Here is a 22,218-nt window from a genome sequence, read left to right as displayed (position 1 = left end):
CATGACCGCCGCCTCCGCTCGGATCGCGACGGCCACCCCCCGCTCCGGCGTCGGACTGCTCCGACGCCGGAGCCTGGGCTGGTGGGGCTTCTCGCCCTTCGCCGTCTACGTTCTGCTGTTCCTCGCCATCCCCACCGTCTACGCCGTGGCGAGCGGGTTCTTCACCGCGAAGGGGGAGTTCACCCTGTCGAACTTCTCGGCCTTCGTCTCGCCCTTCATCGTCACCACCTTCGTCAACTCCCTGTGGCTCTCGGCCGTGGTCGCGGCGATCTCGGCCGTGCTCGGGGCGATCATCTGCGTGGCCCTCGCGGGGATGGACCCCGAGGGGTGGGTGCGCTCCGCCGCCGATTCGGCGTGCAGCGCTCTCGCGCAGTTCGGCGGGATCATGCTCGCCTTCGCGTTCATCGCCCTGATGGGCGCGCAGGGTGTGCTCACGGTGTGGCTCAAGCAGAGTCTCGGTCTCGACCTGAACTCGCTGACCCCGAACGGTCCTCTGCTCTATCAGGTCGGCGGGCTCGTCTTCCCGTACGTCTACTTCTCGGTGCCCCTGATGGTGCTCACCTTCCTCCCCGCCCTGACGGGGTTGCAGTCGCAGTGGGCGGAAGCGGCGGCGACGCTGGGCGCTCCGCGACGGGTCTACTGGACGCGTATCGCCGCCCCCCTCCTCGCGCCGGCGTTCGGCGGGTCGACGATCCTCGTGTTCGCGAGCGCGTTCTCGTCCTTCGCCACGGCGGCGGCCCTCATCGATCAGGGTGGCATCGTGCCGCTCGCGATCAAACAGCAGGTGACGAGCGAGACCATCCCCGGTCTGGCGAACACCGCCGGTGTCCTGGCGCTGGGCATGGTCGTGGTGATGGCGGTCGTCATGACCGTCTACGCGGTCCTCGATCGTCGCGCGCGGCGGTGGCGGCGGTGAGCCGGCCGGTGGGCGCGGCCCTCGGCCGCTCGGGCGCCGTGGCTGTTCTCGTGGTCGCCGCCGCCGCGTTCGCGCTGCCGCTGGTCGCCCTGCTGCTGTTCACGTTCCGCGTCTCGGGTGACCCCGGTGCCCTGACGCTCGTGCACTACGCGGCGATCGTCGATCCGGCGCAGGAGTTCACCTACGACGGCCTGTTCCGCGGGCTGAGCAACTCGCTGGGCATCTGCGTCGTGACCGTCGCGATCGTGCTGCTCGTCCTCGTGCCCACTGTTCTGCTGGTCGAGATGCGCTACCCGGCGATGCGCCGCGTGGTGGAGTTCGTGTGTCTGTTGCCGTTGACCGTGCCCACGGTGGTGCTGGTGGTCGGCTTCGTGCCGGTCTACAAGGTGGTCTCGGGGGCGTTCGGCAGTGCCGCGTGGACCCTGGCGTTCGCGATCGGCGTCATCGTGCTGCCATACGCCTACCGACCGATCCAGGCGAACATCGCCGCCCTCGACGTGGTCGTCCTGGGCGAGGCGGCGCGGTCGCTGGGAGCGGGGGTCGTCCCGACCGTGTTCCGCGTCATCCTCCCGAACCTTCGCCGCGGCATCCTGTCGGCGTGCCTGCTGACGGTCGCGGTGGTGCTGGGCGAGTTCACGATCGCGTCGTTCCTGTCGCGCACGACCTTTCAGACCGCCCTCTTCCTGTTGCAGCAGAGCGACCCCTACGTCGCTGCGATCTTCTCTCTCGCCGCCCTCGTCTTCGTCTTCGTGCTGCTGCTGGTCATCGGCCGCCTCGGCTCCTTCCGACCCTCCCGGAGAACCTCATGAACGTCCCCCCTCCCACCGCTGCGCCCCTCACCGGCCCGCTGACCGTCACCGGGACCGCGGTCTCGCTCGCCGGCATCCACAAGTCCTTCGGGCCCCACGTGGCACTGCGCGGAGTGAGCCTCGACGTGCGTCCGGGGGAGTTCGTCGCCCTCCTCGGTCCCTCGGGCTGCGGAAAGACGACGCTGCTCCGCGCCCTCTCGGGGTTGGACCGGATCGACGCGGGAACCATCTCGATCGACGGCACCGACGTGTCGCGCGTGCCCGTCGACAAGCGCGACATCGGGATGGTGTTCCAGTCGTACTCCCTCTTCCCGCACCTCACCGCGGCGCAAAACGTCGAGTTCGGCCTGCGGATGCGCAAGGTCGACGCGGCGCGTCGGGCGGTGCGCGTGCAGGAGGCACTCGACATGGTCGGCCTCGGCGACCGCGGCGGTCGCTACGCGCACGAGCTCTCGGGCGGTCAGCAGCAGCGCGTCGCCCTCGCCCGCGCGCTGGTCACCCGGCCCCGCGTGCTGCTCCTCGATGAGCCGTTGTCGGCTCTCGATGCGAAGGTGCGCGTGAAGCTCCGCGAGCAGATCCGTCGCATCCAGCGCGATCTCGGCATCACGACGGTGTTCGTCACGCACGATCAGGAAGAGGCTCTCGCCGTCGCCGATCGTGTCGCCGTCATGCACGACGGCGTCATCGAGCAGATCGGCACGCCCGAGGAGCTCTATCGTCGTCCGGTCTCGCCCTTCGTCGCCGATTTCGTGGGTCTCAGCAACGTCCTCGAGGGCGTCGCCCGCGGCGCCGAGATCGAGGTCTGCGGGCGGGTCCTGCCCGTGCTGGGTCCACCCGTCGAGGGGGACGTCTCGGTGTACGTCCGCCCCGAGGACGTCGCGTTCACGCTCGATTCCGGGGGAGTGGATGCCACGGTGGTGGCGTCCAGCTTCCTCGGATCGCTCCGGCGCACTTCGGTGCGTCTGGCCGACGGGACGATCGTCGCGGTGCAGCACGACGCCTCCGATCGTCGCGAACCCGACGAGGCCGTGCGGCTGCGGTTCGCGGGGTATCCGGTGGTCGTGCGGCCGCGCTGACAGCAGTGCCCGCGCGGCGCCGGTGACCACGAGCGCCCGTTCGCGTCGGGTAGGCTGTACACGGCTCTCCGCGTGGCGGTATCCCGGCCAACTCCCCCAGGACGGAAACGTAGCAAGGGTAACCAGGCTCTACCGGGTGCGCGGAGGGTCTTTTCTTTGCCCGGAAGCCGGAAACCGGAGCCCGACCTCGGATGCCGTGCCTCAGTACCGGGCGAAGGGCCCGTCGAGCACCGCCCACTGCAGCAGCATGATGGTCTTGGCATCCTGGATCGATCCGTCGCGGATCTTCGCCAGCGCGACGTCGATGTCGTACTCGACGATCTCGATCTCTTCGTCCTCCTCGGCAAGGCCCCCGCGGTCGCCCTCGCGCTCGGCGCCGTCGTAGGCCGCGGCGAAGAAGTGCAGCCGCTCGGTGACCGATCCCGGACTCATGTAGACGTCGAACACGTGCTGCACCTCGTCGACCCGCACCCGCGTCTCCTCGTCGGCCTCGCGGCGGATCGCGGTGATCGGATCGTCGTCGTCGAGCAGGCCCGCGGCGGTCTCGATGAGCATGCCGTCGGGGTGGTCGTTGACATAGGCGGGGTAGCGGAACTGCCGGGTGAGCAGAACGGTGCGCCGGTCGGGGTCGTAGAGCAGGATCGTCGCCCCGTTGCCCCGGTCGTAGGTCTCGCGCGTGAGGGTCGTCCACTCGCCGTCGTCTCCGCGGTAGCGGAACGTCGTCGCCCGCAGCACGTGCCAGCCGGCCGCGAGGAGGTCGACGTCGGTGACCTCCACCCGCGGGTTGCGGTCGAGGGCGAGACCCGTGAGGTGCAGCCCGCTGCGACCGCGGTGATCGGGGACGGTGGTGCCGGGGCGAGCGTTGTCCATGATCCGGAACGATAGTGCAGAAACGTGCAACAATGTGAACCATGCTCGCCGCCGCCCGCAAAGACGCTCTGCTCGACCGGCTCCGGCGCGATGGGCGTCTCGTCGTGAAGGACATCGCCGTCGAGTGGGGACTCTCCGAAGACAGCATCCGCCGAGATCTTCGAGAATTGGATGCCGCGGGCCTCGCGGTCCGCGTCTACGGCGGGGCTCTCCCGGCGTCGCCGGCCGTCGCCGACTACTCCGCCCGTCGCGAGGTCGCTCGGGGGAGTAAAGAGCGCGTGGCCGCCGCCGCGGTCGCCCTCATCGAGCCCGACTCCACCGTCCTGCTCGACGGGGGCACGACGACCCTGGCGATGGTCGACCTGCTGCCACGCTCTTTCGGCGGCGCGATCATCACGCACTCGCCGACGATCGCCGCCGCGCTCCTCGATCACGACGCCGAGGTCATCGTGCTCGGTGGGCGCCTCTTCAAGCATTCGGCGGTCGCCTGCGGAGCCGCGGCGATGGAAGCAGCGCAGAGCGTCAGCGCCGACCTCTTCTTCCTGGGTGTGACGGGGGTTCACCCCGAAACGGGACTGTCGACGGGGGATGCCGAGGAGGCGGCCATGAAGCGCGCGCTCGCGGCCCGCGCGGCCGAGACGTTCGTCCTCGCGAGTGAGGAGAAGCTCGGGACGGCGTCGCGCTTCGGCATCCTCCCGCTCGACAGGGTTTCCGGGATCATCGCCGACCTCGACCCCGACGCGGCGCTCGCCGGGGACCTCCGCGCGGCCGGTGCGCGCATCCTGTCCGCGCACCGCTCCTGATCACTCGACGCCGAAGCAACCCCGCGGCGGTGTCGGAGGCCCGCAATAGGCTGGCTCCGTGACGCAGAGCATCTACATCACGTCGGCCGAAGGTCATTCGGGCAAGTCCTCCGTGGCTCTGGGCGTGCTCGACGCCCTGAGTCGCGTCACCCCGCGCGCGGGGGTGTTCCGGCCCATCGCGCGCTCCACCGCCGAGCGCGACTACGTGCTCGAGATGCTGCTCGATCACGACAGCGTCGACCTCGCCTACGACGACTGCGTGGGCGTGACCTACGACGACGTGCGCGACGACGCCGATGCCGCGCTGGCCCGCATCGTCGAGCGCTACAAGGCCGTCGAGGCCCAGTGCGACGCGGTCGTCATCATCGGTAGCGACTACACCGACGTCGGCAGCCCCGCAGAGCTCGCCTACAACGCCCGCATCGCGGCGAACCTGGGCGCCCCCGTGCTGCTCGTGCTCGGCGGTCGCGCGCAGCAGGGGCACAGCGAGACGCTGGGCATGTCGGTCGCGCGCACCCCGAACGAGGTCGGGCAGATCGCCTCGCTCGCCGTCTCCGAACTGCAGCACGAGCGCGCCGCGCTCTTCGCCGTGATCGCCAACCGCGCCGATCCCGACCACCTCGACGAGATCACGGCATCCGTGCGTCAGGTCGTCGACGCGCTTCCGGTCGGGGCTCCGGCCGAGCGTCGCAGCGTGCCCGTCTGGGCCCTCCCCGAAGACCGCTTCCTCATCGCCCCTTCGGTGCGCGGCGTGCTGCGCTCGGTCGAGGGCGAGCTCATCAAGGGCGACCCGGCTCTGTTGACCCGCGAGGTCCTCGACGTCGTCGTCGCCGGCATGTCGATGGTCAACGTGCTGCCGCGACTCAAGGAGTCGGCGGTCGTCGTCATCCCGGCCGACCGCAGCGAGGTGCTCATCGCCGCCCTGCTGGCCAACGCCTCGGGCACGTTCCCCTCGCTCGCGGGCATCGTGCTGAACGGCGGGTTCGAGCTGCCCGACGCGATCGTGCGCCTGATCGACGGCCTCGGCTCGCCCCTGCCGATCATCGCGACCGACCTCGGCACCTACGACACCGCGGTGCGCATCATGAACACGCGCGGTCGCCTCGCCGCCGACTCGCAGCACCGGTACGACACCGCGCTCGCGCTCTTCGAGCGCCACGTCGACACCGAGCTGCTCACGCGCGAGTTGGGCGTCGCCCGCCCGAGCGTGGTCACCCCGCTCATGTTCGAGTACGGCCTCGTCGACCGCGCCCGCAGCGACAAGCGCCGCATCGTGCTGCCCGAGGGCAACGACGACCGCGTCCTGCGCGCCGCCGCCACCGTGCTTTCGCGCGGCATCGCCGACCTCACGATCCTCGGCGAACCGATCGAGGTGCGCGGGCGCGCGATCGAGCTCGGCATCGACATTCGCGACGCCGAGGTGCTCAGCCCCTTCGACGCCGTGCACGTCGACAAGTTCGCAACCGAGTACACGCGGCTCCGCGCCCATAAGGGCGTCACCTATGCCCAGGCCGCCGACACCGTGACCGACGTGTCGTACTTCGGCACGCTGATGGTGCACCTGGGCCTGGCCGACGGCATGGTCTCCGGAGCCGCCCACACCACGGCGCACACGATCCGCCCGGCGTTCGAGATCATCAAGACCGCCCCCGGCGTCTCGGTCGTCTCGAGCGTGTTCCTCATGGCCCTCGCCGATCGCGTGCTCGTGTACGGCGACTGCGCCGTCATCCCCGACCCCACGAGCGAGCAGCTTGCCGACATCGCGGTGTCTTCTGCCGCGACCGCCGAGCAGTTCGGCATCGCGCCGCGCGTGGCCATGCTGTCGTACTCGACGGGGGAGTCGGGCACGGGAGCAGACGTCGAGAAGGTCCGCACCGCGACCGCCCTGGTGCGCGAGCGCGCGCCCGAGCTGCTCGTCGAGGGGCCGATCCAGTACGACGCCGCGGCAGACGCCGCCGTCGCGCGGGCCAAGATGCCCGACTCCGAGGTCGCCGGTCGGGCGACGGTGTTCGTCTTCCCCGACCTCAACACGGGCAACAACACCTACAAGGCCGTGCAGCGCTCGGCCGGCGCGGTGGCCATCGGCCCCGTGCTGCAGGGCCTGAACAAACCCATCAACGACCTCTCGCGCGGCGCCCTCGTCGACGACATCGTCAACACCATCGCCATCACCGCGATCCAGGCCCAGGGGGGCACCCAGTGAGCGTCGTCCTCGTCGTCAACAGCGGTTCGTCGTCGTTCAAGTACCAGTTGCTCGACATGGCGCACGAGCGCGTGCTGGCATCCGGTCTCGTCGAGCGCATCGGCGAGGGCACGGGCGTTGCGACCCACACGGTCACGGCGGCCGCCCTCGCCGCCCCCGACGCTCCGGCACCCACGGTGACGGATGCCACGTACACGATCGAGCGCGAGATCCCCGACCACACCGCGGGCTTCGCGGTCATGCTCGACGCCTTCGCCGCGCACGGGCCTTCGCTCGACGAGTACGCCCCGGTCGCGGTCGGTCACCGCGTCGTGCACGGAGGTGCGCGGTTCTTCGCGCCCACCGTGGTGACCCCCCTCGTCGAGATCAACATCGACGAGCTGTCGGTGCTGGCGCCGCTTCACAACCCCGCGAACCTCGCCGGGATCGTCGCGGCGAAGAAGGCGTTCCCCGACGTCCCGCACGTGGCCGTGTTCGACACCGCCTTCCACCAATCGCTCGCCCCCGAGGCGTACACCTACGCGATCGACCGCGAGGTCGCCGAGGCTCACCGCATCCGCCGGTACGGTTTCCACGGCACCAGCCACAAGTTCGTCAGCGAGGCCGCGGCCGCCTTCGTGGGGCGCCCGCTCGCCGAGCTGAAGCAGATCGTGTTCCACCTCGGCAACGGCGCCTCGGTCGCCGCGATCGAGGGCGGCCGCTCGGTCGACACGTCGATGGGTCTCACTCCGCTCGAGGGGCTCGTCATGGGCACACGCTCGGGCGACCTCGACCCGGCGGTGCTGCTGCAGCTCGCGCGGCGCGCCGACATGTCGACCGCCGACCTCGACACGCTCCTCAACAAGCGCTCGGGCCTGCTCGGCATCGCGGGGGTGTCCGACATGCGCGACATCCAGCAGCGACGCGAGGCGGGAGACCCTGCGGCGCGCCTCGCCTTCGACGTCTACATCCACCGCCTGCGCGCGTACGCGGGCGCTTACCTCGCCCAATTGAACGGGGTCGACGTGATTTCGTTCACCGCGGGAGTGGGCGAGAACGCCGCCGCCGTGCGCGCCGAAGCCATGGCGACGCTCGGATTCGCCGGGGTCGAGATCGACGCCGAGCGCAATGCGACGCGCGGTCGCGGCATCCGGCGCATCTCCGCCGACTCCTCGCGCGTCGAGGTGCTCGTCGTACCCACCGATGAGGAGCTGGAGATCGCTCGGCAGACGCTGTCCGTCGCAAGCTGACCCCCATCGACCCTCTACCGGGTTGAATGAACCGACGCCACGACCCGCCCCGGTGGGGCCCGCCCGCTACTCTGAGAGCGCCGCGGCCCCACCGCCCACGCACCGCATCCCGACCTGGAGCCCGCCGTGACCGACAGCCCCGACCTGCCTGACCTCACCGCATTCGAGGGTGTGCTCTTCGATCTCGACGGCGTGCTCACACCCACGGCCGAGGTGCACATGAGGGCCTGGAAGACCATGTTCGACGAGCTCTTCGCGGCGTGGAAGATCGAGCCGGCCTACACCGATCGCGACTACTTCGAGTACGTCGACGGCAAGAAGCGGTACGACGGGGTCGCGAGTCTGTTGCGCAGCCGCGACGTCGAGGTGCCGTGGGGCGACCCCTCCGACGATCCGTCCGAAGACACCGTGTGCGGGGTCGGCAACCGAAAGAATGTCGTCTTCTCCGAGATCCTCCGTCGCGAGGGGATTGCCCCCTACCCGGGGTCGGTCGCGCTCCTCGACGTGCTCCAGGCGGCGGGGACCCCCATCGCAGTGGTCTCGAGCTCGAAGAACGCCGTCGAGGTCCTCGAAGCCGCGGGCATCCGCGATCGCTTCCCCGTCGTGATGGACGGTGTCATCGCCGAGCGCGATCACCTCTCGTCGAAGCCCGCCCCCGATGTCTTCGCCGAAGCGGCTCGGCTGCTCGGCGTCGACCCCGCGCGGTCCGTAGCCGTCGAAGACGCGCTGAGCGGCGTGCAATCCGCCGTCGCCGCCGGCTACGGCGTCGTCGTGGGGGTCGACCGGGGCGTCGGAGCCGACGACCTCCGCTCCGCCGGGGCCACCGTGGTCGTCGACGACCTCGCCGCGTTCGTAGACTGAGCCGTCACCACCCGAGACACCCCCGCGCCGTCCCGCACGGCGACACCGCGCACCACCCGCGCGAGCGGCCCCCCGCCGTCTCGCGTCGACGTTCGACCCTGCCACCGGAAGGCACGCCCCCGATGATCGATCGCGATCGCTTCCCCGTCGACGAATGGCGCCTCGTCGAGACCGAGTACTCGATCGACGACGTGGGGGTCACCGAGACCCTCTTCGCCGTCGGCAACGGCTACCTCGGCCTGCGCGGCAACTCGATCGAGGGGCGGTTCGCCCTCGAGCAGGGCACGTTCATCAACGGCTTCCACGAGACGTTCCCCATCCGTCACGCCGAGCAGGCCTACGGCTTCGCCGAGGTCGGGCAGACGATCATCAACGCTCCGGATGCCAAGGTCATGCGCGTCTACGTCGACGACGAGCCGCTCTCGCTCGATGTCGCCGACGTCCGCGAGTACGAGCGCGTGCTCGATATGCGCCAGGGGATCCTGCGCCGCAACATCCTGTGGGTCACCCCCTCGGGCAAGCGCGTCCGCATCGAGGACGAACGCTTCGTGTCCTTCGACGAGAAGCACCTCGCGGTGCTCCGCTTGACCGTCACGGTGCTCGACGCCGACGCTCCCGTCACCGTCAGCAGCCAGCTGTTGAACCGGCAGGACGGCGAGGGCATCTACGGCGGCTCGCCGATGGCATCCAAGCAGTCCGGTTTCGACCCGCGGAAGACCGAGAAGCTCAGCGACCGCGTGCTGCAGCCGCGCGAGTACTGGCAGGACGGCAACCGCTCGGCGCTCAGCTACGAGGTCAGCGAGTCGAACATGACCCTCGCGGTCATCGCCGACCACCTCGTCGAGACCGAGAACGAGTACACCTCGCGACAGCTCATCGAGCCCGACATCGCCAAGAACGTCTATCGCGTCCATGCCCGGGCCGGCGTCCCGACCACGATCACCAAGCTCGTGAGCTACCACACCTCACGGGGTGTCCCCACGGGTGAGCTCCTCGACCGCTGCCGTCGCACGCTCGACCGCGCTGTCGAGACGGGCATCGACAAGCTCGTCGAGAAGCAGATCGCCTGGTACGCCGACTTCTGGGACCGCTCCGACGTGCGCATCGGCGGTCACGGCGACCTGCAGCAGGCCACCCGCTGGTGTCTGTTCCAGCTCGCGCAGGCCGCGGCCCGCGCCGACGGACAGGGCGTTCCCGCCAAGGGCGTCACCGGATCCGGCTACAGCGGCCACTACTTCTGGGACACCGAGGTCTACGTCCTCCCGTTCCTGGCGTACACATCGCCGCTCTGGGCGCGCAACGCGCTGCGCATGCGCTATCTCATGCTCCCCGCCGCGCGGAAGCGCGCGCACCAGCTCAACGAGGCCGGGGCGCTGTTCCCCTGGCGCACCATCAACGGCGAAGAGGCCTCCGCGTACTACGCCGCCGGCACCGCGCAGTACCACATCAACGCCGACGTCGCCTTCGCCCTGGCCAAGTACGTCCGCGCGACGGGAGACGAGGAGTTCCTCGCCCGCGAGGGGGTGGACATCGCCGTCGACACCGCGCGCCTGTGGTCGACGCTCGGGTTCTGGCGTTCGAGCGACGCGGCCGACGAGGGCGAGCACGACTCGTTCCACATCCACGGCGTCACCGGGCCCGACGAGTACACGACCGTCGTGAACGACAACCTCTTCACGAACGTCATGGCGCGCTTCAACCTGCGCTTCGCGGCGCGCACCGTGCGCGATCTCGCCGAGAACAGCCCCGAGGCGTACGCCCAGATGGCCGACCGCATGAACCTCGATCCCTCCGAGCCCGAGCGCTGGGACAAAGCCGCCGAGGCCATGCACATCCCGTTCAGCGAGGCCCTCGGCATCCATCCTCAGGACGCCGTCTTCCTCGAGCGCGAGATCTGGGACCTCGAGAACACCCCGCCCGATCAGCGCCCGCTCCTGCTGCACTTCCACCCGCTGGTGATCTACCGGTACCAGGTGCTCAAGCAGGCCGATGTGGTGCTCGCGCTGTTCCTGCAGGGAAACCACTTCACGGATGCCGAGAAGCTCGCCGACTTCGAGTACTACGACCCGCTGACCACGGGCGATTCGACGCTGTCGGCGGTCGTGCAGTCGATCCTCGCGGCCGAGGTGGGCTACCAGGACCTCGCGCTGGAGTACTTCCGTCAGGCGGCGTTCGTCGACCTCGGCGACCTGCACCACAACGCCTCCGACGGGGTGCACGTCGCCTCGGCCGGTGGCGTCTGGACGGCCCTCGTGAGCGGTTTCGGCGGCATGCGCGACCACTTCGGTCTGCTCACCTTCGACCCGCGTCTGCCCGCCGACTGGCCCGAGCTGTCGTACGTGCTGCACTGGCACGGCACGCGCCTCGACATCACCCTCACCGCGTCGGCGCTGACCCTGCGCGCCGGGGGAGAGGGCGAAGCGGTCACCTTCGCGGTGCGCGGAGTGGACTACACCGTCAGCCCGGGCGAGACGGTGCGCGTCGCGCTGCACGGTCAGGGTCCGGTGCGTCCGGGACGCCCGTCAATCCGGCAGCTCGAGGGATCGGTGCGCGAGGACGGCACGCTGCTGTCGGCGTCGGTCCCGATCGTCACCACGGCGATCCCGATCGTCGGCGACGACACCGGCCCGATCGCGGTCGGACTCGACGGCGGCTTCTGAGTCTCCGTGACGCGGCGGCATCCTCCGGGGTGTCGCCGCGTTCGGCGTTTCGGGGGAGCGGTACGGAGCCGGCTTCGGGGGCGCGGCGGATGGCATGAGAACAGGCGGATGCGACGAGAACAGGACGGCGAGAGAAGAACCGGCCTGTTCCGAGGACGTTTCCTGTTCCGGTGACGGCGGGCGGGTCGGTCGAGCGCCGAGCGGCGTGGCGGCGGCGGCGTCGCGGCGTGGAGATCCGGCATCCGGTGCTCGATACACCCCCCACGCGGAGGGTGAGCCGCGCGGGGAGCGGCCGCGGAGGCGATGTCGGAGGTACGCCGTAGGCTGGGGGAGTGACCACAGCCCTGTACCGCCGCTACCGCCCCGAGGCGTTCGGCGAGATGATCGGGCAGTCGCAGGTGACCGAGCCGCTCATGACCGCCCTGCGCAGCGACCGCGTGGGTCACGCGTACTTGTTCTCCGGTCCGCGCGGCTGCGGGAAGACCACGTCGGCCCGCATCCTCGCCCGCTGCCTCAACTGCGCAGCCGGCCCCACCGACACCCCGTGCGGAACGTGCGACAGCTGCGTCGAGCTGGGGCGCGGCGGCGGCGGCTCGCTCGACGTGGTCGAGATCGACGCGGCGAGCCACAACGGCGTCGACGACGCCCGCGACCTGCGCGAGCGCGCGATCTTCGCCCCGGCGCGCGATCGCTTCAAGATCTTCATCCTCGACGAGGCGCACATGGTCACGCAGCAGGGCTTCAACGCCCTGCTCAAGCTTGTCGAAGAGCCGCCCGCGCACGTGAAGTTCATCTTCGCCACGACCGAGCCCGAGAAGGTGCTCGGCACCATCCGCTCGCGTACGCACCACTACCCGTTCCGGCTCGTGCCGCCGGCCGCGATGCTCGAGTACGTCCAAGAGCTCTGCGAGACCGAGGGCGTGGGCGTCGAAGCCGGCGTGCTACCCCTCGTCGTCCGCGCCGGCGGAGGGTCGCCGCGCGACACCCTCTCGTTGCTCGACCAGCTCATCGCGGGCAGCGACGCCGACGCCGACGGGCACGTGCTTGTGCGCTACGAGCGCGCGGTCGCTCTGCTCGGCTACACGCACTCCGAGCTGCTCGACGAGGTCGTCGACGCCTTCGCCGCGAACGACGGGGGAGGAGCCTTCGCCGCCGTCGACCGGGTCGTTCAGACCGGTCAAGATCCGCGTCGTTTCGTCGACGACCTGCTCGAGCGGCTTCGCGACCTGATCGTCGTGGCCGCCACCGGTGCCGGCGCCTCGGCGGTGCTGCGCGGGGTGCCCGACGACGAACTCGAGCGCATGTCGCGCCAGGCGACAGCCTTCGGTGCCGCGCGCCTCTCGCGCACGGCCGACCTGGTCGTCGCGGCTCTCGACGAGATGACCGGGGCCACGTCCCCGCGATTGCAGCTCGAGCTTCTCGTTGCGCGCGTGCTCACCCACGCCGGGGTCGCCCAGGGCACATCGCCCGCCATGGCGCACGACCTCGAGGCGGCACGCGGCGGAGCGTCCGCCCCCGCCCCGGCCACGGGGCGTCCGGCATCGCCCTCCGCTGACATCGCCACCCCGGGTGCGGCTCCGGCGGCCCCCGCGGTCGCGAGCCCGGGTGGTTCTCGGTTCGCCTCGCCGGGGATCGCGGCGCCGGGCGCGGCGTCCGCGCCGGTGGCATCTCCCGGTGTCGCTTCGCCGGGTGTGGCTTCCCCGGGTGTCGCCTCGCCGGGTGTCGCCTCGCCGGGTGTGGCGTCCCCGGGTATCGCGTCGCCGACGGTGGGCTCCCCCACCGTTTCGCCTCGCTCTGGTTCCGCCGCCGTCGCATCGCCGACCGTGGCGTCTCCGGGGCGGATCGCGGCGCCCGAGGTGGCATCCCCCTCCGTCGCCCCCGCCGCGGCGGCGTCGCCGGACTCGGCCCCGTCCGAAGCGATGTCGGCCGCCGTCGCGCCCTCGAGAGACGCTGCTCCCGGCCGACCCGACACGTCCGCCGAGCCCCTGCCGAGCGATGACGACGCCCCGCCGCCGTTCACCGACGACGACGCTCCTCCGCCGTTCGACGACGACGAGCCGATGTCCGCGCCCGCCGCCGCCGTAGATCGCCGGGGGCAGGAGCAGCCCGACCGCGCGTCGATGCCGGGGGCGGCTGTTCCCGCGCGAACCGGTTCCTCCGCGGCTGGTCGTGCCCGCGCGGTCTCCTCCGACGAGGCCCATCCTTTCGACACGGCTCCCACTCCCGAGACCGTCGCCGCAGAGCGCGACGCCGACTCCACGTCGGCGTCGACCGCAGCGGACCCCGCCATGGGCGCGTCGCCTCGCGACGAGGCACCGTCTTCCGCGTCCTCGCCGCCCGTCGCTGAGGCTGGGGACGGCCCGACGGCCGACCCTTCGCCGGTCGAGGCTCCGAGCGCCGACGCTCCGCTCGCCGAGGCTCCGGCCGCCGACGCCGCCAGCGCCGACGCCCCGCCCGCCGACGACGCGTCTCCTCTCGAACCGACCGCGCCCACGCCTCCAGCCACCCCGGTCGGTCCGATCGAGCTCGGCCACGTGCGCGACGCGTGGCCCGAAGTGCTCGGTCAGCTCGAGGTCGCGAGCCGGTCGTCGTGGCTCGTCGTCTCCACCGCCGCGGTCGCCGCCTTCGAGGGCGACGTGCTCACCCTGGCGTTCCGCACGGCCAGCGACCTCACGGCCTTCAAGACGCGCACCCCCGAGGGCGGTCCGAGCGAAGACCTCCGCCAGGCCATCCAGGCCGTCCTCGGCATCCGGGTCAAATACCTCGCGCGCCTCGAGCAGGACGGTTCGGGCGGGCCCGGAGGCTCCGGTCCCGGCGGGCCGTCTCGTGGTCCGGCGGGTTCGGCGCCGACGCACGGTCCCACCTCGGGGGCCCCGGCGTCCGGTCCGCGTGGCTCGCAGACCTCCGCGCCGTACTCGTCGTCGGTCACCGAATGGGCCGTCGCCCCGATTCCCGCATCCGACGGTTCCGCGCCGACCGCCCTCCGGGCTCCCGTGGCACCGTCTACGGCGCTCGCGGTCGACGACGAGCCCGATGAAGCCACGGCCGTCGCTCCTGTGGCGGTGCACGAGGGCGCCGTCCTGCCGCCGCGCGAGGTCACCCCCTCGGTGCCCGCCCCCGACGAGGTCGACGACGACGACGTCATCCCCCCGGTCGACGAGGTCGAGGCGCCCATCCCGCCCGTGGTCGTCCCGCGCATGGCCCCGCTCAGCGGGGGAGTCCAGCGGTACGGCGAGGCCGTGGTCCGCCAGATGCTCGGCGCCACCTACGTGCGCGACGAACCCTACGAGCCCCCGACGAGGTTCAACTGATGTACGACGGCATCGTCCAAGACCTGATCGACGAGTTCGGACGCCTCCCCGGTATCGGCCCGAAGTCGGCGCAGCGGATCGCATTCCACATCCTCCAGTCGCCGTCCTTCGACGTATCGCGCCTGTCGACGCTCCTCGGCGAGATCCGCGACAAGGTGAAGTTCTGCGAGATCTGCGGCAACGTCTCCGAGCAGGATCGCTGCTCGATCTGTCGCGACCCCCGCCGCAACGCGACGCTCATCTGCGTCGTCGAAGACGCCAAAGACGTCGCCGCCATCGAGCGCACCCGTGAGTTCCGCGGGCTGTACCACGTGCTCGGCGGCGCCATCAGCCCCATCGCGGGCATCGGCCCCGACGACCTGCGTGTCACCCAACTCATGCAACGACTCGCCGACGGCACCGTCCAAGAGGTCATCCTGGCGACGAACCCCAACCTCGAGGGCGAGGCGACGGCGACCTACCTCAGCCGGTTGCTGCACACCCTCGAGATCCGCGTGACGAGGTTGGCATCCGGTCTCCCCGTCGGCGGCGACCTCGAATACGCCGACGAAGTGACTCTCGGCCGCGCCTTCGAAGGGCGCCGCACCCTCTGAGCCGACCACCGCGGCGTGTTCGCGGAGGGTCCGTCCTCGGGGTGCGCGCCTCCTGACGCGCGTTCCGTCGCGCGTGTGTCGCTGACGCGACCCGCCGCACGACACCATGCCGGATGAACCGGCTGGTGAACGTCGCTTATGAGTTCACGACGAATCGTTGCGGGGTGGTGAACCGCTCGTTCACCCTCTGCTCGCGCCACGGCCATGCGGGGGGAGGACGTTCTTCTCTGCGGAACAGCGTGGGGGACCCGAAACCCCGACGCAGAGGTCCGTCAGACAGGGGCCTTCCGTGAGCGAACCGCTCTCCACACGACCGACCGCGCACGCGCGCGTGGTGTTCGACACCTTCCGCTCGTCGACAGACCCCATGCTGTCGTCGTGGCTTTCGTTTCGCGCGCGCGTTCTCCCGAAGTCCAGCCCGCCGCAGATGCGATCCGTCGACGGAGTGCCCGGTTCCGGCATCTACGGCGTCTGGCGGCTACTCGCGACCAACAATCGAGAGCTTGCACGGGGGACCGCGCTACACGCCTCGCCCGATGAAGCGTGGGCGGATGCCGAGATGCTCGCGTCCAGGGCAGGTGACCTGTCGCCTCTCACGCTGCGCGGTGACCTGTCGACTCGTCACGGGTGGTTTCTGCGACTGAACGGCGAGCCGGTGCTGATGTGCTCCCGCTGGTATGAATCCCCCGGCGAAGCCGCCGCCGCAGCCCGCACGACCCGCATGCACCTGGGGGCGGCCACCATCACCCGTGCCGTGAACATCGGCACACGATCCGGCCGACGCTACCGGCACACGCGAGAGCCGATGAACCTCCTTGACTAAGGGAACCTCCCCTCGCGGCGATCGAACGAGCCCGTGACGACTCAGGATCCCGCCGGAAGCGAAGGTCGCTTCCGAATCCGAGGGCTCCTCGGCTCGGGCGGCACGGCGTCTGTTTACGACGCGATCGACACCCAGGCAGGTGGACTCGTCGCGCTCAAGGTCCTCCACCCGCATCTCGCCACCGTCCCCGGATCGCGGGCGGCCTTCCTTCGCGAGGCGGAAGCGGCCCAGAGGGTCGCGCACCACGGCATTCCTCGGCTGATCGCGGTCAGCGACGAACCGGACGAGACGGTGTGGGCCGCGTGGGCCTGCGCGCCCGGCGTCACACTGGCCGAGCTCGTTCGCGCGGAGGGTCCCCTCCCGCCGCCGCACGCGGTACGAGTGGCGGAGCTGGTGCTCGATGCGCTCGAGGCGGTGCACCGGGCCGGATTGGCGCACCGCGATGTCTCGGCGTCCAATGTGCTCGTCCACCGCGATGCCACGGGCGGTGTCTCGGACGTGAGTCTGATCGACTTCGGCCTGGCCGACGAAATCGGACGGGCGGCGCGGGCGGGCGACGTGCTGCTCAGCAGCAAGATCGAACCGGAAAAAGGGGGGCCCGCCGCCCTCGGGGAGCCGCACGTCGTCGGTAACCCTGCGTACGCCTCACCCGAGCAACTGCGTGGCGACCCCGTCGGCGCCGCCGGAGACCTTTACCAGGTGGGCGGACTGCTGCACTTCGCGCTTGTCGGCGAGCCGCCGTTCGTGCGTGCGCGCGTCGAAGACACCATCCGCGCCCACCTCGCGGCGGTCCCGCCCGCGGTGTCGATCCGCGTGCGCGGTGTGCCCGTCGACCTCGACCGAGTGATCGTGCGAGCCCTGCTCAAAGAACCCGCTGACCGCTTCGGCTCCGCCGCCGAGATGCGCGCGGCCCTCGTCCACGCGTCGGCCGCCCCACCTCGACGGGCGATGCCCGCGGTCTCACCGATCGAGCCATCGACGGATGCCCCGTCCCCAGCGACGCGAGTGCTCGCCGCCGCCGCTCCACCCCCGGTCGCTCGTGCCGACCAGACCGCAGCATCCCCGGTGCTCTGGGCGCTCCTCGCAGGGGCATCCGTGTTGGTCGGGGCTCTCGTCTTCGCTCTGGTCCCCCGTGGCGCCCCCGTCGACGCATCGGAAGGGGGCCTCGCGCCCGCGGCCAGCGCTCAGCCGACCGTGTCCGTTTCGACGGAGCCGGCGGTCCCCGCGGACGTCCCCGCCATCGAGACGCCTGCGACGCGCACGCGCGTCCCCGACGTGGTGGGTCTGAGCCTCGACGAGTCCCGAGCGGTGCTGGCCGCCGCGGGTCTCGACGCCACCGGCGCCCCCACGTCGTCCGACTCCTCCCGGGCGGCGGGGACCGTGCTGGCCACGACCCCCGCACCGGGCGATACGGTCGCAGGGGGATCAGCTGTCGCCCTGACGGTCGCGAGCGGCTTCATCGCGGTTCCGGACGTCCGCGGGCGCAGCGCCGACGAGGCGCAGTACACAGTGGTGTCCGCGGGTCTCGATATCGCGCTACGCCGCGTATCGACCTCGGCGGCGCCTCCGGGAACAGTGCTGGACGCCGAACCCGCCGTTGCGACACGGGTCGCGCTGGGTACGCGCATCACTCTGCTCATCGCCGGCGAGGCGCCCGCGCCCGGGGTCCTTTCGCCCTCGCCCTCGGCGACGCCGACGCGGACCCCCGCACCCGAGGCATCCCCGTGAGCGTCTCGACCCCGATCACATCGCGGCCAAGCGTCCTTCGCCGGATCGTGGTGCGTCGTTCACCTTCGGACTCCACGCTGTGGAAGATCCGGCAGGAACCCGCCGCCGGTCGCTGCTCTCAGGAAGCCCGATGAGACCATCTTCACGCGCGTTCGCGCGCGCCCTTGGACGGGAGCTGCATGACCACCGCCGGTCCTGACGAGCTCACCGAACTCCTACGCGCGGCCGAGCCGTCGCCGAAGGCGCCGGCATCGCGCCTCGTGCACCGCGAGCTGCGCACCCGCCCTTCCGGCGGCGACGCGATCTTCCGCGTCACCTGCTACGCCGCGGGCGGGATCACCGTCGCGATCATGCTCGCCGTCGGGGTGTTCCTCGGACTCCGCAGCAGCGAGGCGCTCGCCGTGGCGGGGCCGTCGTTCTTCTGGACGCAGGAGTGGAACCCCGAGGCGGGCTCGTTCGGCATCGTCGCGGTGCTGTTCGGAACCGTGTCGATCGCGCTCGTCGCGATGGCCTTCTCCGTGCCGCTCGCGCTGGGGACGGCGCTCCTCATCTCGGAGGTCGCCGCCCCGCGCCTGCGGTCGGCGCTCATCACGCTCGTCGACCTGATGGCCGCCGTCCCCAGCGTCGTGTACGGCCTGTGGGGGGTGTTCTTCCTGCAGGCGGCGGTGATCCCCGTCGCCCAATGGATCTCGTACTACTTCGCATGGGCGCCGATCTTCGCTGTCACCGACCAGGACGGCGCACGAACGACGGCCGCGGGGGAGTTCACCTCCTCGGCATTCATCGCGGGCATCGTGGTGGCCCTCATGGTGGCACCGACGCAGACGTCGGTGATGCGCGAGGCTTTCTCGCAGGCCCCTATCGGTGAGCGCGAGGGGGCACTGGCACTGGGCTCGACCCGGTGGGGGATGATCCGCACGGTCGTCCTGCCCTTTGGTCGCGGCGGGATCATCGGCGGGACGATGCTGGGCCTCGGGCGCGCGCTCGGGGAGACCATCGCGGTGTACATGATCATCTCGCCCATCTTCACCATCAACTGGGAGGTCCTGAGCAAGGGGTCGAACTCGATCTCGGCCCTGATCGCCCTGCGGTACGGCGAGTCCAGCCAGTTCGGCCTTTCGGCGCTCATGGCGGCGGGTCTCACGCTTTTCGTGATCACCCTGATCATCAACTTCACCGCCTCTTCCGTCGTGGCCCGATCGCGCTCCGGCGCGCAAAGCGAGGGATGACATGACCCTGGATGCCACTCTCGCCCGCTCTGATGCGGCCCCGCACGACGACATCACCCGCGTGATCGCGGTCCCGCCGGCGCAGACGCCCAGCCGTGGACGAACGGTCCTGCCCGACCCCGGGACGGAGCCGATCGGCCCGCGTCGCCGGGTGCGGGGAGTGCCGGCCGAAGAGCGCTTCAACCTGGTCGGCGCTCTGTGCGCCGCGCTCGCCGTCGCGACCCTGCTCTTCGGCTGGCTGACGCCGATGACGGGGGCGGTCGGGTGGGCCGTCGTCGCCTACCTGGCGTTCATCGCCATCTACGCGCTACTGATCATCCTGCGAGCCGACCGTCTGGAGGTTGCCGACCGCGTCATGACTGCGCTGCTCTACAGCGCGGGCGCCCTCCTGCTAGCCGCCCTGGTGTTCGTCGTCGCGTTCACCCTGATCCGCGGGTTCGACGCCGTCACTCACCTGAACTTCTTCGTCGAGACGATGAAGTTCGCGGGCCCCCTCGATCCGCTCACGACCGGCGGCATCGCCCACGCCATCGTCGGCACGCTCATCCAGATCTCGATCGCCCTCGCGATCGCCGTCCCCCTCGGCATCGCCACCGCGGTGTTCATGAACGAGATCGGCGGACGCTTCGCCCGGTTCGTCCGCACCATCTCGGATGCAATGACCGCGTTGCCGTCGATCGTTGCCGGTCTGTTCATCTACGCAGCTGTCATCACCCTCGTGACGCAGGAACGGTCGGGGTTCGCCGCATCCCTCGCCATTACGGTGATGATGCTCCCCATCATCATCCGCGCCTCCGACGTCGTGTTGCGTCTCGTGCCGGGCAATCTGCGCGAAGCCTCGTATGCGCTGGGGGCATCACGCTGGCGGACCGTCTGGACGGTCGTGCTGCCGACCTCGCGCTCCGGTCTGGCTACCGCGGTGATCCTGGGGACGGCGCGCGGCGTGGGCGAGACCTCTCCGGTGCTGTTGACCTCGGGCGTCACCGCCGTGATGAACACCAACCCCTTCCAAGGGGCGATGATCTCGCTGCCGCTCCAGGTTTTCGACATGGTCAAGTCGCCCGAGCCGACGATGATCGCCCGCGGCTTCGGCGCGGCAGCGACGTTGATCGTGCTCGTGCTCGTGCTGTTCGTGGTCGCGCGCGCGATCGGCGGTAAGGGTCCCGGCCAGCTGAGCCCGCGACGCCGTCGTGCACGGGCGGCCGCCTCTCTTGACGATCTGGCGCGCATCGAACGTCGCGCCGCGATGAGCGCAGCGGCGGCCAGTGCGGCCCTGATGCCGGCCACCGTGCCGGCCTCCGAGGCACTCTCTGCCGTCGCCGGTGACGGCGAGGAGGCCACTGCATTCCCGCCCCCTGACGACGTCGACGTCTCTTCCCGCATCACGTCCCCGACCCACCCGAACCCCGCCCAGGAGACCTCGTGATCCCCCGCCGTATCCGCATCGTCGCGAGCGTCCTCGCGTCGCTCCTGGTCGCCGGTGCCGTCGGCGCTGGAGGGGCGGCGCCCGCCGCCATCGCCGCCGACGCGCCCTACGCCAACATCTCCGGCTCCGGCTCGACGTGGTCGCAGAATGCCCTCGACCAGTGGCGGCGCAACGTGCAGTCCAACTACGGCATGACCGTGGACTACCGTGGTCTGGGCTCGACCGCCGGTCGCAACGACTTCATCAACCGCACCGTCGACTTCGCGATCAGCGAGATCCCGTTTCAGTTGCAGCCGACCGAGAAGGGCGCGCAACCCGAGAGGCCCCCGACGGGCGGGTATGCCTACATGCCGATCGTCGCCGGTGGCACCTCGTTCATGTACAACCTCAAGATCGGCGGCAAGCGGGTCACCAACCTGCGTCTGGCCGGTGCCACGGTCGCCAAGATCTTCGCGGGGCAGATCACCAATTGGAACGACCCGGCGATCCAGGCTGACAACCCCGGCCTCGCCATGCCCGACAAGCAGATCCAGCGCGTCGCCCGCTCGGACGGCTCGGGCTCGACGGCCCAGTTCACGATGTGGATGAGCAAGCAGCATCCCGATATCTGGACGACGGGCATGACATCGCAATTCCCCGACAACCTCGGGGCCACTCTGCAGAGCGGATCCCTCGGCGTCGCTGCTTACGTCGGACAGAACTACGGCGAGGGCGCCATCACGTACGTCGAGTACTCGTACGCGCTCAAGTCCGGTTTCCCGGTCGCGAAGGTCCTGAACGCCGCCGGTTACTACATCGAGCCCACGGCGTCCTCGGTCGCTGTCGCGATGCTCAAGGCCCAGATCAACACGAATGCCTCGTCGGCGGATTACCTGACGCAGATCCTCGACGGCGTCTATAACAACGCCGACCCCCGCACCTACCCGCTGTCGAGCTACTCGTACATGATCGTCCCCACGCAAGAGGGGGGCACTTTCAACACGGACAAGGGCCGCACGCTCGGCGCCTTCGCGAAATACGTCCTGTGCGAGGGGCAACAGCAGGCGGAGCAGCTCGGGTACTCCCCCCTGCCGATGAACCTGGTCCAGGCGGGTGCCGAGCAGATCAAGCGCATCCCGGGCGCTCAGGGATCCACCGTCGATATCAACTCCTGCAATAACCCGACCTTCCAGCCGGGGGATTCGCTGGACGACAACCGCCTGGCGCAGACCGCGTCCCAGCCAGCCGACTGCGACAAGCAGGGACCCAACCAGTGCGTCACTGGAACGGCCGGTGCCGCAGGCACCGACACCGACGTGACGGGATCCGGCGACGGCGGCGCCGCGGCCGGCGCTGCTGCCTCCACCTCCGCGGGGACGGCAGCAGGGGCCTCGGCGGCGAACGCCGCCGATCCTGCGGCGACCTCCGCAGAGGCGGCTTACGACGCCAACGGGAACCTCCTCTCAGGGGCCGCAGCGGGCGGCGGCCGGGCCGCGGCATCCGCACCCTTCTCGATACCGGATCCGGTTCCGGGAGCCCCCGCGGTGCTGATGACGGTCGCAGCCCTCCTGCTGACTGCGGCGATCGTGGTGCCGCCGCTGCTGATGCGACGGCCACGGCGGTCCACCGGACGCTGACCCTCGCCGGGGGACACCTGCGCGAGCAGGTATTCATCGGCGTGCCCGAAAACGCTCTCACCCGG

16 protein-coding genes and 1 other RNA gene are annotated in these 22,218 nt (G+C 70.5%); 16 read left to right on the top strand and 1 reads right to left on the bottom strand.

What is annotated here, in order from left to right; translation table 11 throughout:
- Position 1: 1 nt before the first annotated feature.
- The 4 genes from ASE56_RS11655 to ffs all read left to right on the top strand — a co-directional run bounded on the left by ASE56_RS11655 (position 2) and on the right by ffs (position 2,957).
- Positions 2–916: an ABC transporter permease subunit gene (locus ASE56_RS11655; protein WP_056229577.1), complete on the top strand. Its 915-nt coding sequence runs from the start codon at positions 2–4 to the stop codon at positions 914–916.
- Entirely contained in the window at positions 913–1,725 is an 813-nt protein-coding gene (locus tag ASE56_RS11650; protein WP_056229916.1) for an ABC transporter permease, read from the top strand. The genes ASE56_RS11655 and ASE56_RS11650 overlap by 4 nt, the downstream gene beginning before the upstream one ends.
- Positions 1,722–2,801 carry an ABC transporter ATP-binding protein gene (locus tag ASE56_RS11645; protein WP_056229572.1) on the top strand — a complete coding sequence of 360 codons (1,080 nt, stop codon included), beginning with the start codon at positions 1,722–1,724 and terminating at the stop codon, positions 2,799–2,801. The genes ASE56_RS11650 and ASE56_RS11645 overlap by 4 nt, the downstream gene beginning before the upstream one ends.
- A 59-nt stretch (positions 2,802–2,860) precedes the next feature.
- Positions 2,861–2,957, top strand: an RNA gene (ffs, locus tag ASE56_RS16605) — signal recognition particle sRNA small type.
- Between the two features lie 45 nt (positions 2,958–3,002).
- Here the strand turns inward: ffs and ASE56_RS11640 are convergent.
- Positions 3,003–3,671: an NUDIX domain-containing protein gene (locus tag ASE56_RS11640; RefSeq protein WP_082450513.1), complete on the bottom strand. Its 669-nt coding sequence runs from the start codon at positions 3,669–3,671 to the stop codon at positions 3,003–3,005.
- Between the two features lie 41 nt (positions 3,672–3,712).
- Between ASE56_RS11640 and ASE56_RS11635 the strand changes: the two genes are divergently transcribed.
- The 12 genes from ASE56_RS11635 (at position 3,713) to pstS (ending at position 22,153) form a co-directional block, all read left to right on the top strand.
- Complete coding sequence (locus tag ASE56_RS11635) at positions 3,713–4,474, top strand: DeoR/GlpR family DNA-binding transcription regulator (RefSeq protein WP_056229568.1); 762 nt, start codon at positions 3,713–3,715, stop codon at positions 4,472–4,474.
- A 58-nt stretch (positions 4,475–4,532) separates the two neighbouring features.
- Complete coding sequence (gene pta, locus ASE56_RS11630) at positions 4,533–6,677, top strand: phosphate acetyltransferase (RefSeq protein ID WP_056229565.1); 2,145 nt, start codon at positions 4,533–4,535, stop codon at positions 6,675–6,677.
- Positions 6,674–7,906 carry an acetate/propionate family kinase gene (locus ASE56_RS11625; protein ID WP_056229562.1) on the top strand — a complete coding sequence of 411 codons (1,233 nt, stop codon included), beginning with the start codon at positions 6,674–6,676 and terminating at the stop codon, positions 7,904–7,906. The genes pta and ASE56_RS11625 overlap by 4 nt, the downstream gene beginning before the upstream one ends.
- A 126-nt stretch (positions 7,907–8,032) precedes the next feature.
- A complete protein-coding gene (locus tag ASE56_RS11620) occupies positions 8,033–8,767 on the top strand; it encodes an HAD family phosphatase (protein WP_056229557.1) in 735 nt (244 codons plus the stop codon).
- 122 nt (positions 8,768–8,889) lie between these two features.
- On the top strand, positions 8,890–11,427 hold the full coding sequence (locus tag ASE56_RS11615) for a glycoside hydrolase family 65 protein (protein WP_056229552.1): 2,538 nt from the start codon (positions 8,890–8,892) through the stop codon (positions 11,425–11,427).
- Between the two features lie 332 nt (positions 11,428–11,759).
- Positions 11,760–14,738, top strand: a complete 2,979-nt coding sequence (locus ASE56_RS11610) for a DNA polymerase III subunit gamma and tau (protein ID WP_056229549.1) — start codon at positions 11,760–11,762, stop codon at positions 14,736–14,738.
- The gene (recR, locus tag ASE56_RS11605; RefSeq protein WP_056229546.1) at positions 14,738–15,331 is read left to right on the top strand and encodes a recombination mediator RecR; all 594 of its coding nucleotides are present in this window, start codon (positions 14,738–14,740) and stop codon (positions 15,329–15,331) included. The genes ASE56_RS11610 and recR overlap by 1 nt, the downstream gene beginning before the upstream one ends.
- Positions 15,332–15,620: 289 nt before the next feature.
- Positions 15,621–16,154: a hypothetical protein gene (locus ASE56_RS11600; RefSeq protein WP_056229542.1), complete on the top strand. Its 534-nt coding sequence runs from the start codon at positions 15,621–15,623 to the stop codon at positions 16,152–16,154.
- Positions 16,155–16,187: 33 nt separating this feature from the next.
- Positions 16,188–17,882, top strand: a complete 1,695-nt coding sequence (locus tag ASE56_RS11595; RefSeq protein ID WP_056229537.1) for a PASTA domain-containing protein — start codon at positions 16,188–16,190, stop codon at positions 17,880–17,882.
- 179 nt (positions 17,883–18,061) lie between these two features.
- Positions 18,062–19,111, top strand: coding sequence for a phosphate ABC transporter permease subunit PstC (gene pstC, locus ASE56_RS11590; protein ID WP_056229533.1), 1,050 nt, complete (start codon positions 18,062–18,064; stop codon positions 19,109–19,111).
- A gap of 1 nt (position 19,112) precedes the next feature.
- On the top strand, positions 19,113–20,537 hold the full coding sequence (pstA, locus tag ASE56_RS11585; protein ID WP_082450510.1) for a phosphate ABC transporter permease PstA: 1,425 nt from the start codon (positions 19,113–19,115) through the stop codon (positions 20,535–20,537).
- Positions 20,534–22,153 (top strand): phosphate ABC transporter substrate-binding protein PstS, encoded by a 1,620-nt coding sequence (gene pstS / locus ASE56_RS11580; protein WP_235556985.1) that lies wholly within the window; start codon positions 20,534–20,536, stop codon positions 22,151–22,153. The genes pstA and pstS overlap by 4 nt, the downstream gene beginning before the upstream one ends.
- Positions 22,154–22,218 lie beyond the last annotated feature (65 nt).

The organism is Microbacterium sp. Leaf203 (assembly GCF_001421275.1).
GTDB lineage: Bacteria > Actinomycetota > Actinomycetes > Actinomycetales > Microbacteriaceae > Microbacterium > Microbacterium testaceum_A.
Note: the sequence above shows the minus strand (reverse complement) of the source record. Positions and strands in the feature narration are given on the sequence as shown.